8 protein-coding genes and 1 pseudogene are annotated in these 13,674 nt (G+C 74.2%); 8 read left to right on the top strand and 1 reads right to left on the bottom strand.

Going from position 1 to position 13,674, the window contains the following annotated elements:
* Positions 1-250: 250 nt before the first annotated feature.
* The 6 genes from putP (at position 251) to ACZ5C2_RS19620 (ending at position 9,449) form a co-directional block, all read left to right on the top strand.
* Entirely contained in the window at positions 251-3,808 is a 3,558-nt protein-coding gene (gene putP, locus ACZ5C2_RS19645) for a sodium/proline symporter PutP (protein WP_468792769.1), read from the top strand.
* Positions 3,809-3,964: 156 nt separating this feature from the next.
* Complete coding sequence (locus ACZ5C2_RS19640) at positions 3,965-4,414, top strand: pyridoxamine 5'-phosphate oxidase family protein (protein ID WP_468792558.1); 450 nt, start codon at positions 3,965-3,967, stop codon at positions 4,412-4,414.
* A 145-nt stretch (positions 4,415-4,559) separates the two neighbouring features.
* Positions 4,560-5,186, top strand: a complete 627-nt coding sequence (locus ACZ5C2_RS19635) for a hypothetical protein (protein ID WP_468792767.1) — start codon at positions 4,560-4,562, stop codon at positions 5,184-5,186.
* A 166-nt stretch (positions 5,187-5,352) separates the two neighbouring features.
* Positions 5,353-6,348: an Acg family FMN-binding oxidoreductase gene (locus ACZ5C2_RS19630; RefSeq protein WP_468792555.1), complete on the top strand. Its 996-nt coding sequence runs from the start codon at positions 5,353-5,355 to the stop codon at positions 6,346-6,348.
* Between the two features lie 741 nt (positions 6,349-7,089).
* Positions 7,090-8,427, top strand: a complete 1,338-nt coding sequence (locus tag ACZ5C2_RS19625) for a hemolysin family protein (RefSeq protein WP_468792553.1) — start codon at positions 7,090-7,092, stop codon at positions 8,425-8,427.
* Positions 8,424-9,449 carry a hemolysin family protein gene (locus ACZ5C2_RS19620; protein ID WP_468792550.1) on the top strand — a complete coding sequence of 342 codons (1,026 nt, stop codon included), beginning with the start codon at positions 8,424-8,426 and terminating at the stop codon, positions 9,447-9,449. Before ACZ5C2_RS19625 ends, ACZ5C2_RS19620 begins: the two co-directional genes overlap by 4 nt.
* A 311-nt stretch (positions 9,450-9,760) precedes the next feature.
* Here ACZ5C2_RS19620 and ACZ5C2_RS19615 read toward each other — a convergent pair whose 3' ends face one another.
* Positions 9,761-10,147, bottom strand: coding sequence for a hypothetical protein (locus ACZ5C2_RS19615; protein WP_468792548.1), 387 nt, complete (start codon positions 10,145-10,147; stop codon positions 9,761-9,763).
* A gap of 447 nt (positions 10,148-10,594) precedes the next feature.
* Between ACZ5C2_RS19615 and selA the strand changes: the two genes are divergently transcribed.
* Together selA and ACZ5C2_RS19605 are read left to right on the top strand one after the other, a co-directional pair.
* On the top strand, positions 10,595-11,905 hold the full coding sequence (gene selA / locus ACZ5C2_RS19610) for an L-seryl-tRNA(Sec) selenium transferase (protein ID WP_468792545.1): 1,311 nt from the start codon (positions 10,595-10,597) through the stop codon (positions 11,903-11,905).
* A 5-nt stretch (positions 11,906-11,910) separates the two neighbouring features.
* Positions 11,911-13,662 (top strand): annotated as a pseudogene (locus ACZ5C2_RS19605) (SelB domain-containing protein); the annotation flags it as partial.
* Positions 13,663-13,674: the final 12 nt, after the last annotated feature.

The raw sequence follows: 13,674 nt of genomic DNA, 5'->3' as shown, positions 1-13,674 counted from the left end.
GGCCGTGGGGGATGTCGGTGACGGGTCCGGTGGGTTTCCGTACCGGCCGGCGGGACGGGGCCCCCGCTCCGCACGTCACCGCGCCGTGGACGACGCGCCCAGGGCCGGTGTCCGGCGGCCCCGGAGTCACGTCGTGAGCGCCCACATGGTTGCGTAGGTGTTAAATCGGTAGATTTGACGCCAAACTGGCGAACTGTCGGCTTGACGGATGGGCGTACCACTGATCGCGGACTTCCCGGGCGAGGACCAGATGTTCAATTTGAGTGCGCCGATCGTGACCACGTTCATCCTGTACGTGGCCGCCATGGTCGGGACAGGGCTCTGGGCCTGGACGCGCACTCGCACCTTCTCCGACTTCGCCCTGGGCGGGCGCCGGCTCAAGCCGTCCGTCGCCGCCCTGTCCGCGGGGGCCAGCGACATGTCCGGCTGGCTGTTCCTGGCGCTTCCCGGGGCCGTCTACGCGGCAGGCATCGGCTCCGCCTGGATCGCGCTCGGCCTCGCGGCCGGCACCTATCTGAACTGGCTCTTCGTCGCACCGCGGCTGCGCACCTACACCGAGCGGGCCGGCAACGCCGTGAGCCTGTCCGCCTATCTCGAGGAGCGGTTCGAGGACCGCACCCGGATGCTCAGGCTGGTCTCGGCCGCGGTCACGCTGGTGTTCTTCACCCTGTACGTCAGCAGCGGCCTGGTGGCGGGCGGACTGCTGTTCGAGACCGTATTCGATCTCCGTTTCGGGCTGGGAGTCACCCTCACCGCCCTGGTCATCGTCATCTACTCGTGCCTGGGTGGCTTCCTGGCGGTGAGCCTGACGCACGTCATGCAGGCCACGCTCATGTTCGTCGCGCTGGTCGTGCTGCCCGTGACCGCCCTGGTGACCCTCGGCGGCTTCGGCGCCCTGGGCGACGCGCTCGACAGCCGGGAGCCCGCACTGCGCGATCCCGGGGCCCGGGTGGGCTACGGGGGCGGTCTGTGGTCGGCCGACGGGACGCTCGGTGTCGTGGCGATCGCCTCGTTGCTCGCCTGGGGCCTCGGCTACTTCGGCCAACCGCACATCCTGGCCCGTTTCATGAGCATCCGCAGCGTCCGGGACGTCCCCGCGGCCCGTCGCATCGCGACCGCGTGGGTGGTGGTCGTGCTCGCCGGCGCCACGCTCGTCGGCCTGGCGGGGATCGGGGAGCTCGTCCCCTCGCTCGCCGCGCCCGACACGGTGTACATCGCCCTGTCCCAGGCCCTGCTCAACCCGTGGGTCGCCGGGGTGATGCTGATCGCCGTGCTCGCCGCCGTCATCTCGACCGCGGACAGCCAGCTCCTCGTGTCGTCCGTGGCGCTGACGGAGGACTTCTACCGGGCCTTCCTCAACCGGCGCGCCACCGACAGAACGCTGGTGTGGGTGGGACGCGGCACGGTGGTCCTGGTGATCCTCGTGGCCTTCGTCGTCGCACTCAGGGGCGACGGACTGCTGAGCATCGTCGCCCACGCCTGGGCGGGCTTCGGAGCCGCCTTCGGCCCGGTCGTCCTGCTGTCGCTGTACTGGCCCCGCATGACCTGGGCGGGAGCCATGGCCGGCATCGTGGCGGGTGCGGGCACCGTGCTGCTGTGGGACCGCGTCAACCCCCTGCTGGGACCCCTTGAATCGGGTATTTACGAAATGGTCCCGGGTGTCCTGATGGCCACGGCCGCCGCCCTCGTGTTCGGGCGGTACGTCGGCCGGCCGCCGAAGCGGGCCTTCTGGCGGATGCCCGGGGGAGGTATGAGCCAGCTGATGCTCACCTCGTTCCTCGCCCATGCACCGGTCGGCCTGGCGGTGCTGGACACCGATCTGCGCTACGTCTGGGTGAACGATCCGCTGGACCGCCTGGTGCCCCTGGGTGACCGTCTGGGACGGCAGGTGGGCGATGTGCTGCCCCCGGCGGAGGCCGCCCTCTTCGAGGAGAAGATGCACTCGGTCCTGACCACAGGACATCCCGTCATGGACTGCGAGTTCCGCACCACGGACGATCCCGAGCGTGCCCGTGCGATCTCCGCCTCCTTCTTCGGGCTGAAGGACCGCCGCGACCGCACTGTGGGCATCCTGTACATGCTCATCGACGTCACCGAACGCCGGCGTGCCCAGGAACGCCTGGCCCTGCTGAACGACGTCGGCGCCAGGATCGGCAGCACGCTCGACATCCGGCGGACCGCGCAGGAACTGGCCGACGAGGCGGTGCCGCCCCTCGCCGACTTCGTCGCCGTCGACCTGCTGGACTCCGTCATGAGGGGCGAGGAACCCGCTCCGGGCCCGGTGGGCATGGCACCCGTCATCCGCCGCGCGGGGCAGGCATCGCTGCGCGAGGGCTGCCCGGAGGGCTCCCTTGCCGTGGGGGAAGCGGTCCGGCGCGCACACTCCTCGCCCGTGACGCGCTGCCTGCTGCAGAGCAGGACCCTCGTGGAACGCACGCTGGACCGCGCCGCCAGCCCCTGGGTGACCGAGGACCCCTCACTGGGCGCGTCGATCCTCAACTACGACTTCCGCTCGCTGATGGTGGTCCCGGTACGGGCGCGCGGCGTCACCCTGGGCGTGGCGACCTTCGCCCGGTCACGGCGTTTCGCGCCCTTCGAGGAGGACGACGTCCGCCTCGCCGAGGAGATCGTCTCCCGCGCGGCGGTGTCCATCGACAACGCCCGCCGCTTCACCCGCGAGCGCACCGCGTCCCGGGCCATGCAGCAGTTCCTGCTGCCGCAGGCCCTGACGGGCGGATCCGCGCTCGACGTCGCGTCGTGGTACCGGCCGGCCGGCGTCCCCAGTGGCGTGGGCGGCGACTGGTTCGACGTCATCCCGCTGTCCGGGGCCCGGGTCGGCCTCGTCGTCGGGGACGTCGTCGGACACGGGATGAACGCGGCGGCGACCATGGGGCGGCTCCGTACCGCGGTGCGTACGCTCGCCAACCTGGACTTTCCCCCGGACGAACTGCTCGCCCATCTCGACGACCTCGTCATCGGCCTCATGGGGGCGCACGACGACAGTGAGGAGGCGGCGGCCGCGGGCGCCGGATTCATGGGTGCCACCTGTCTGTACGCCGTGTACGACCCGGTCGGCGGACGGTGCACGCTGGCCCGCGCGGGTCATCTCCCGCCCGTCCTGGTGACCCCCGGGCACACCACCGAGATCCTGGACCTGCCCGCGGGACCGCCTCTCGGCCTGGGGTACCTGCCGTTCGAATCCGTCGAACTGGAGCTGGCCGAAGGGAGTCTCCTGGCGTTCTACACCGACGGCCTCGTCGAAACCGCCGACCGGGACATCGACGTGGGAATCTCGCGGCTGGGTGACGTGCTCGCCGTGCCCGGACCCACGCTGGAGGAGACCGGCCGGCGCGCGGTCGACACCCTGCTGACCGGGCCGCCGCCCGACGACGCCGCGCTGCTCCTGGCCCGGACCCGGGTCCTATCGCCGGATCAGGTCGTGTCCTGGGACCTGTCCGGCGACCCGGCGGCGGTCGGCGACGCCCGCGGTGCCGCGGTCCGGCAGCTGTCGGAGTGGGGTCTGGACCACCTGGCGTTCACCACGGAGCTCATCGTCAGCGAACTGGTCACCAACGCCATCCGCCACGCGTCCGGACCGGTCGGTCTGCGGCTGATCCGGGACCGCAACCTCATCTGTGAGGTATCCGACGGCAGCGGCACATCACCGCGCCCGCGCCATGCCCGCACCACGGACGAGGGCGGACGCGGACTGATGATCGTGGCCCAGCTCGCCCACCGCTGGGGCACCCGCCACACCTCCGCCGGCAAGGTCATCTGGACGGAACAGCCCTTCGTCGTCGACCTCTGAGGGGTCCGTGCGGACCGCCCGGCCCGCCGGCGGCGGGGACACCGGGCCGTTCTCCGGCATCAACGGGGACCGTCGGCCCTCACATCCGGGGCGCCACCGGCCCAGGGTGGAAGGACGCAGCACCGCTGTACCGGCGACGAACGGACGGACTGGCAGATGTATCCCAACGACGGTTTCCGTGAACTCGGGCGGCAGGAAGCCTTGCGGCTGATGGCCACGGTGCCCGTCGGCCGCATCGTCTACACGCGCTGGGCCATGCCGGCCGTGCTGCCGGTCAACTTCGCGCTGGACCGCGACGGTGCCGTGCTGCTGCGCACCGCGGCGGGCTCGGCGCTGGTCCACGCGGTCGACGGCGCGGTGGTCGCCTTCGAGACCGACGACGTCGACGCGACCCGGCACGCCGGATGGAGCGTGGTCGTCACGGGCCCGGCCGCCGTGGTGACCGACCCCGTCGAACGCGAGCGGCTGTCCCGCACCGGCCCGGTCTCCTGGGTGCCCGCGCGGCAGGAGGTCTTCGTCCGCATCGAACCCGAACTGGTCACCGGGCGCGAACTCGTCGGCGGACGGAGCCTGTACGGCGTGGACCTGGCGGAGGTGGACTGCTGACAGCCGAGAGGTCCCGGACCGAGGGCCGTTCGGACCCGCTGCCCGGGCCCTGGGGCCCCTCCGGCGGAAGCCGGGGGCGCGAGACATTGAAGGAGCACCGAAAGCCATCCAGATCCGGCGCCACCCCCTTGAAGGGATGAGCACCATGGCAGTCCACGACCACCCCCGCCGCCCTCCGGGCCTCCGCGTCCCGTCCCCGCACCGCCGGGCCCGCAGGGCCCCCGCACCCACCGCGACCACGACCGGGGCGGCCACCGCGACCGGCGCGTACGTGTTCGCCGGGCTCCGCCTGCTGACCGGTTTCGTGTTCCTGTGGGCGTTCCTGGACAAGACGTTCGGCCTGGGCTACGCCACCCCCTCCGACAGGGGATGGACCGACGGCGGCTCGCCGACCCAGGGTTTCCTCAGCGGCGTCGCCGTCGGGCCGATGGAGTCCACGTTCCACTCCTGGGCCGGGGCCGCCTGGGCCGACTGGCTGTTCATGCTCGGTCTGCTCGGCACCGGACTCGCACTGGTCGCGGGCATCGGCCTGCGGCTCGCCGCGGTCGCCGGCACCGCCATGATGGCGCTGATGTGGATCGCGGAATGGCCGCCGGCCCAGCAGCTCTCGGACGGTTCGCCGAGCATGTCGACGAACCCGTTCGCCGACTACCACCTGATCTACGCCGTCGTCCTCGTCGCCCTCGCCGCCGCGGGCGCCGGCGCCACCTGGGGACTCGGCCGGGCCTGGGCGCAGCTGCCCCTTGTCAACCGCAACCGCTGGCTCCTGTGACCGGCGCGAGGACCCGGGCATCCCGCTCACCACCGGTGCCCCGTCGTACGGTAAGGCGGCGCGGTCGTCCGGGGCGCCGCGCGGACCGGGTTCCGGACGAGGGAAAAGGGAACCCGATCGGGTAACCGGGGGCCGGGCGCCCGCCGGCCGGTGCGAGGAGGATGGGATGGCTTCGCGACCACTCGACGACAAGACGGTGGCCACGCTGGTCGCTGCTGCGACCGCGGCACCGTCGATGCACAACGCGCAGCCGTGGCGCTTCGGCTACCGCAGAGCGGAGCGTCTCCTGCTGCTGCGGGCCGACCCGGAGCGGGCGATGCCCCGCTCCGATCCCGACCGGCGGGCGCTGCACATCGGCTGCGGGGCGGCACTGTTCAACCTGCGGGTCGCCACGGCCCACTCGGACCTCGTCGCCGACACGGCCCTCCTGCCCGAGCCCGGCGATCCCCTGCTGCTCGCCGCCGTCCGGCTGTCCGCCCCGGTCCCGCACCGCCCCGCGGACGTCGAGCTGAGCCGACTGTACCCGGCCGTCCGGCAGCGGCACACCAGCCGCCAGCCCTTCGCCGAGAAGGACATCCCCGGCGAGGTGCGGGCCGTCCTGGAGAAGGCCGCGGCCCAGGAGGGCGCCATGCTGCTCTTTCCCGGCTCCTGGCACGCCGAGACCGTGCTCGACCTGGTCCGCGACGCGGAGAGCCGGGACCGCACGGACTTCGGTGCCAACGAGGACGTGCTCCGCTGGACCCGCCTCGGTGCCGAGGCGGACACCGCCGTCGACGGCGTCCCCGAGTACGCCTTCGGGCCGCGCAAGCAGGGCGGCCGGGCCCCTGTCCGGGATTTCGCGGGCCGCCGGGCGGTGGCCGACCGCGGTACCACCGCCTTCGAGAGCGCACCGCACCTGGCCCTGCTGAGCACCCGTGGTGAAGGCCCCGCGGACTGGCTGCGGGCCGGGCAGGCCCTGGAACGGGTACTGCTGGAGGCCACCCTGGCCGACCTGGCGACGTCCCTCACCTCGCACGCCCTGGAGGCGCCGGAACTGCGGCTGCTGGCCCGCGACCCGGCGTCGGGCACCGGCCAGGTGCACATGGTGCTGCGCCTCGGCTACGGTCCGCGGGGCCCCGCCACCCCCCGCCGCCCCGTGAAGGACGTACTGGAGATCACCTGACGCCGCCGCACCCGTCCGGACGGGTGCGGGCGCCCCGCGCGGCACGGGCGCGTACTCCCGCAGCGCGGGCGTCCTGCCCCGGACGGCTGTTTCGGTGAGGCCCTGAACCGACCCCTGCCCCGGCGACCTCCTTCGGCGGACGGCACCGTCCTCGGCGGACGCCCCACCCTCACCGCGGGCGCCCTGGTGGCCGCCGGGGTGGCGGTCACCCCGACCGGGTTGCGGCCAGCACTCCGGGCGGCACGACCGCCACGACCCCGGCCGCGGTCCCCCGACGGCGACGGCCGCCAAGGCCACGCTGGTGGCGGGGACACCGTCCGCGCTCCTGCCGGGCCTCGTGCACGAGGCCCGGCTCCGGGGCGACGAGGCCCTCGCCGGCTCCGCCGAAGGGCGGCGGGCACCACCCCGACGGCCGTGCCGGAGAAGCTCACACGGACCTCCGGCGCGAGCCCGGAGGCGGTCGGCGGCATGGGTGCCCGGCCGCCACTCGTGCAGGTCACGGCGCACACCGTTCTCGCCCCGGCGGGAGCGGCGCCGGTGCGGCGAGGCCGTGGTGCCTGACACGGTGACTTTGCGGCTCCTTTACAGTTGGCGTGGAAGCAGGACATCCTGCTTCCACCACTTGACTCCCCCGTGTCCGAAAAGGAGCGACGGTTACCCGATGGGTGATCCTCCCAGTAGCAGCCGTGCCACCACCGCCCGTCCGTGCCATACGGCCAGTGAGGGAGCGGGGGTGGCACGGTGACCGCGGTCCTGCTGCTCCTGCTCGCCCTGCTGCTGACCCTGGCCTGCGCGGTCTTCGTCGCCGCGGAGTTCTCCCTGACCACCGTCGAGCGCGGTGAGCTGGAGCGTGCCGCCAGGGCCGGCGAGCGCGGCGCCGAGAGCGCGCTGCGCGCCGTCCGGCGTCTGACGCTCCAGCTGTCCGGCGCCCAGCTCGGCATCACCGTCACCTCACTGGTGATCGGCATGCTCGCCGAGCCGTCCCTCGCCGCGCTGCTGCGCGGCCCCCTGCGCACGGCCGGCCTCGGCGCCGCCGCCCCGACCGTGGCGACCCTGCTGGGTGTGGGGTTGTCCACCGTGGTGCTGATGGTGATCGGGGAGCTGGTCCCGAAGAACTGGGCGATCTCCCGGCCGGCCGCGGTCGCGAAGGTCGTCGCGGGACCCCAGCGCGCGTTCACCGCCGCCTTCGGTCCGTTCATCGGGCATCTGAACGGCACCGCGAACCGCTTCGTACGCCGCTTCGGACTGGAGCCCGCCGAGGAACTGGCCTCCGCGCGCACCGCCGAGGAACTGGGCGCGCTCGCCCGGCGCTCGGCCGCAGAGGGCGCCCTGGAGGCGGACTCCGCCGAACTCTTCGTACGCACCCTGCACCTGAGCGAGCTGACCGCCGAGAACGTGATGACCCCGCGGGTCGACGTCAAGGCCCTGGAAGCGCACGCCACGGCCGCCGACGCCGCCGCGCTCAGCCACGCCACCGGACTGTCCCGCTTCCCGGTCTACCGCGACAGCCTCGACGAGGTGGTCGGCACCGTCCACATCCGCGACGTACTGGCCCTGGAGCCCGAGCGGCGTGCGGGGACGCCCGTGACCGAGCTGACCACCCCGCCCCTGCTGGTCCCCGACAGCCTCCCCGCCGACCGGCTGCTGGAACGGATGCGCGCGCACCGCACCATGGCCGTCGTCATCGACGAGTACGGCGGCACGGCGGGTGTGGCCACCGTGGAGGACATCGTCGAGGAGGTCGTCGGCGAGGTCCGCGACGAGCACGATCCCTTCGAGGCCCCCGACCTGGCACCCGCCCCGGCCACCGAGGACGGACGCGCCGTGTGGGAGGCCGACGGCAGTGTCCGCCTCGACCGGCTCGCCGGCATCGGACTCACCGCGCCGGACGGCCCCTACGAGACCGCCGCCGGACTGATCGCCACCCGCCTGGCCCGCATCCCCGTCAAGGGCGACGTGGTGGACCTCGACGGCTGGCGGCTGGACGTGCTGGAGGTCGAACACCACCGCGCCGACCGGATACGTGTCACCGAACCGGCCATGGCCGGGATCGCCCAGTCCATGGAGGGAGCCCGATGACCGCCCTGCAGCTCGCCATCGGCGCCCTGACCCTCTTGACCAACGCGTTCTTCGTCGCCGCCGAGTTCGCCCTGATCTCGGTGCGCCGCAGCCAGATCGAACCACGCGCCCAGGCGGGCGAGAAGCGCGCCCGGATGACGCTCTGGGCGCTGGAACACCTGTCCGCGATGATGGCCACCGCCCAGCTCGGCATCACCGTCTCCTCCCTGGTGCTCGGCGCGGTCGCCGAACCCGCCATCGCGCATCTGCTGGAGCCCGGCTTCGAGGCCGTGCACATCCCGCAGGGCCTGGTGCACCCGATCGCGTTCGTCATCGCCCTGAGCCTCGCCACGTATCTGCACATGCTCATCGGAGAGATGGTGCCCAAGAACATCGCGCTCGCCGCACCCGTGCCCAGCGCCCTCCTGCTCGGTCCGCCGCTGGTGGCGCTCACCCGGGCGCTGCGGCCGTTCGTCTTCGGCATCAACGCCTTCGCCAACGTCCTGCTGCGGCTGCTGCGCGTCGAGCCGAAGGACGAGGTGGAGTCGGTCTTCACCGACGACCAGCTCGCCCGGATGGTCGTCGACTCCAGCGAGGCCGGTCTGCTCGGCCCCGCCGACGGACAGCGGCTGCGCGACGCCCTGGAGCTGGGCACCCGCCCGGTCGGCGAGATCGTCGTCCCCGTGCCGCGGATGCGCACCGCCGACCACACCATCACCCCGGCCCGGCTCGAACGGCTGGCCGCCGAGGCCGGCCTGTCCCGCTTCCCGGTCACCGGCCCCGACGGCGCCGTCCTCGGCTATCTGCACGTCAAGGACACCCTCGGCGTCACCGACCGCGACCGGCCCTTCCCACGCACCGCGCTGCACAAGGTCACCCGGGTACGCATCGACACGCCGCTCGACGACACGCTCACCGCCCTGCGGGCCGAAGGCAGCCATCTGGCCGCCGCCGTCGGACAGAGTGGCACCGTCATCGGCTTCGTGACCATGGAGGACGTGCTGTCCGAACTGGTCGGACCGGCGGCCCCGGCGACCGCCTGACCACCGTGGCCGGGAACACGGCCCCGGACGGATTCGCCGACAGTCCCCACACCCGCAGAAGGAGCACATACGTGTCCGCCAGACCGACGGACCCCCCGGGGGCACGGTCCCCGACCATCCCGCCGCGCGACACCTGAGCACGGCACACGGCGGCATGCCCCGTCACCCTCGACACGCCGCCTGGAGCCGCGGCAGCCGGCAGGCGGCGTTGCCGGTCGCCTCGTCCTGCTCGGCGGCGCTCGAGCGGGAGGGACCACCAGGAGCGGGGGCGCACCCGCCGCCTCCGCTGCCCGGGGCCGACCCGGCGCCGGTCACTCGTCCATCCGGCGGCGCCGCTCGTTGTGCCAGGCGATCGCCCGCCGGATGTCGGGCTCGTGGAGCCCGGTCCGGCGGGCGAGCCGGCCCATGGAAAGCGCCGACGGGCCGGACGTCATGACCCGGTCGATCTTGGCGGCCCAGAGCTCCTCGTCCACGAACGGGCGGCGCCCGTACTCCTCCCTGATCACGTCGAGGTGAGCCTCGCAGCAGGCGGTGACGCAGCGCAGACCGTCGTGCCACTCGTCGGTGGGATGGACGGACGAGGAGTCCGCGACGTATCCGCGCACCGCCTCACCCGCCGGGAACGTGGCCGCGCACAGGTCGCACAGTTCCGGCGCGAAGGTCTCCGGGCGCCGTGCGTGCTTCCTGCGTTTCCACATGGTCAGCTCCCGGGGGCCGGATACGGCCAGGGTACTGCGCCCACCGGCCCCCGCACCCGCCGGCGTTCCCACGTGTGCGGCGGGACCCGTACGGAACCAGGCACCTCCCTGGCAGTGTGACGCGCGCCCGTCCGGCCGGGCGCGCGTCAGGTGAGCCTCCCGCAGCGGATGGAGGAGTGAACCGCGCCCGGTGAACGTGGCGGAAGGGACGGTGGACGGGCCGGCCGGCGGACCGCCGCGCGAGATCCCCCGCACCCGACACAGCGCGACCCGCGCGGGTGGCGCGCCGGCGGCAGACGGCGCGCTGATCCGGGCGGACCCGTCCATACGTGGGACGCTTCGCCGCCGGGCCGCGTCCCGGCGTGTCGTGTGCCCGGCCCGGGGCACTGGTGGACGATGAAGGTCCGGCCGGCTACCGGGCCTGAACGGAGGACTCGGGTGGACCCCATGGGGACAGGCGCAGACACGGACGTGCGACGGCGGATCCCGCGCACCGACGCCGTGCTGCGCGATCCGCGTCTGCTCCGGGCGGCCCGCCGGCTGGGTGCGGTACGGGTGAAGTCGGCGGTCCACCAGGCCCAGCAGCGGGCACGCGAGGGCACCGTGGCGCCGGACGCGGTCGCCGACACGGCCGTGTCCCTGCTCCCGGCATCGGCCGGCGGTCTGCGGCCGGTGATCAACGCCACCGGCGTGCTCCTGCACACCAACCTCGGCCGGGCCCCGCTCTCGGCGGCGGCCCGGCAGGCTGTGCAGGAGGCGGCCGGACCCACCGACGTCGAACTCGACCTGCGCACCGGCGTCCGGGCCCGCCGGGGCCGTACCGCCCTGGCCGCCCTGCGCGCCGCCGCGGGGGCCGCCGAGGCCGCACACGTCGTCAACAACGGGGCCGCCGCCCTGGTGCTGGCCGCCACGGCGCTCGCCGCCGGGCGCGAGATCGTCGTCAGCCGGGGGGAGATGGTGGAGATCGGCGACGGCTTCCGGCTGCCCGACCTGCTGGTGTCCACCGGCGCCCGACTGCGCGAAGTGGGCACCACCAACCGGACGACGGCCGCCGACTACGCCGCCGCCGTCGGACCCGGGACCGCCTTCGTGCTGAAGGTCCACCCGTCCAACTTCCGGATCAGCGGATTCACCAGAGCGGCGGATGTCGGCGAACTCACCTCGCTGGGCGTCCCGGTCGTCGTCGACATCGGGTCCGGTCTGCTCGTCCCGCATCCGCTGCTGCCCGAGGAACCCGACGCCCGGACCCAGTTGACGGCCGGGGCGGCGCTTGTCACGGCGAGCGGCGACAAACTGCTGGGCGGGCCGCAGTGCGGACTGCTCCTGGGGCGGCAGGAGCTGATCGGCGCACTGGCCCGGCACCCGCTCGCCCGCGCCCTGCGCGTGGACAAGCTGACCCTGGCCGCGCTGGAGGCCACCCTGACCGGCCCCGCCACCCCGACGGCCGAGGCGCTCGGCTCCGCCCCGGAAGGGCTGACGCGGCGCGTCGAGCGGCTCGCGGCCCTGTTGGGAGCGGACGGCATCGACGTACGGGCCGTCCCGAGCGAGGCGACCGTGGGAGGGGGCGGAGCACCCGGGGTGACCCTGCCCAGCGCCGCCCTGTCGCTGCCCGAGTGGTACGCCGGGGCTCTGCGCACCGGAGCGGACCCCGTGGTGGGACGGCTGGACGCCGGGCGCTGTCTGCTCGACCTGCGGGCGGTGCCCGCGGCCGACGACGAGCGCCTCGCCGAGGCCGTCCGGTCCGTCGGGAGGAGGTAGCGGGCATGCGGGTACTGGCCACCGCCGGGCACGTCGACCACGGGAAGTCCGCCCTCGCGCGGGCGCTGACCGGGATGGAACCCGACCGGTTCGAGGAGGAGCGCCGTCGGGGCCTGACCCTGGACCTCGGCTTCGTGTGGACCCGCCTCGACCCGCCCGACGGCGAGCACCTGGCCCTCGTCGACGTGCCGGGTCACGAACGTTTCGTCGCCACCATGCTGGCCGGCGTGGGACCCGTGCCGGCGGTGCTGTTCGTGGTGGCCGCCGACCAGGGCTGGCAGGAACAGTCGCAGGAACACCTGGAGATCCTCGACGCGCTCGGCGTGCGCCACGCCGTGCTCGCCGTGACCCGCGCCGACCTGGCCGACCCCGAACCCGTGCGCGTGGACGCCGTGGAACGCATGGCCGCCACCTCCCTGGGCGCCGTGCCCTCCGTCGCCGTGAGCGCGGTGACGGGCGCCGGAGTGGAACAGCTGCGCAAGGAACTGGCACGCCTCGCAGGCGCGTTGCCCGTCCCGCCGGCCGACGCGGATGTACGGCTGTGGCTCGACCGCGCCTTCACCGTGCACGGTCACGGGACGGTCGTCACCGGCACCCTGGGCGCGGGCACCCTGCGCGTCGGCGACCGGCTGGTGACGGGCGACGGTACGACCGGACTGCGGGTGCGGGGGCTGCAGTGCCTGCGGGAGGACCGCTCGGCCGTGGGCGGGGTGGCGCGCGTGGCGGTCAACGTCCACGGAGTCCCCGACTCCCGACTGGGCCGGGGCCAGGTCCTGTTGACGCCGGACCGCTGGCCGCTCACCGGGACCTTCGACGTCCGTGTCACCGGAACGCCCGCCGGGGATCTCCCGCGGGGGACCACCCTGCACCTGGGTACCGCGGCCGTCCCGGTGACCGTCCGGCCGCTCGGCGCGGACACGGCCCGGCTGACGGCCGCCCGGAGGCTGCCCCTGCGGGTCGGGGACCGGGCGGTGCTGCGCGAACCCGGCGGACGACGGCGCACACCGTGCGGGGTGACCGTACTGGACGTCCGGCCACCGGAGCTGACCCGGCGCGGAGCGGCCCGCGCCCGGGCGGCCGAACTGGCGGACATGACCGGCCACCCGGACGGCGCGGCGGAACTGCGCCGGCGCCGCCTCGTCCGCCGCGACGAGCTGGAGGCCATGGGCGCAGCCGCCCCCGTACCGCCCGTGGCCGGGGAGTGGCTGGCCGACCCGGAGCACTGGGCGGCGCTGCGGGAGCGTCTGGGCGCCGAGGTGGAACGGCACGCGGCGTGCCGTCCGCTGGACCCCGGACTGCCCACCGAGACGGCCCGCCGGCTGCTGGGCCTGCCCGACCGGGCCCTGGTCGACGCCCTCGCCGACGCCCCGGGCGCGGTGCCGCTGCACCGGAGCCACGGGCGGCTGCACGGTCCCGGCCAGGAGGGGGCCGCCCTCCCGCCGCGGGTCCGGGCCGCCGTCGACGCCCTCCGGGCGGACCTCGAGCGGTCGCCCTTCCACGCACCGGAGGCCGGACGGCTGGCCCAACTGGGCCTCGGTCGCCGGGAACTGGCCGCCGCCGTCACGGCGGGCGCGCTGCTGCGGGTCGCCGACGGCATCGTCCTGCTGCCCGGAGCGGACACCCGCGCCGCCGCCGTCCTGCGCGGCCTTCCGCAGCCGTTCACCCCGAGCGAGGCCCGCCGCGCCCTGGACACCACCCGCAGGGTGGCCGTACCGCTGCTGGAGTTCCTGGACGGGCGAGGGCTCACCGAACGGGTGGACGACCGCACC

The sequence above is a fragment of the Streptomyces sp. NPDC031365 genome (assembly GCF_055569765.1).
This window is presented reverse-complemented; position numbering and strand designations above follow the sequence as displayed.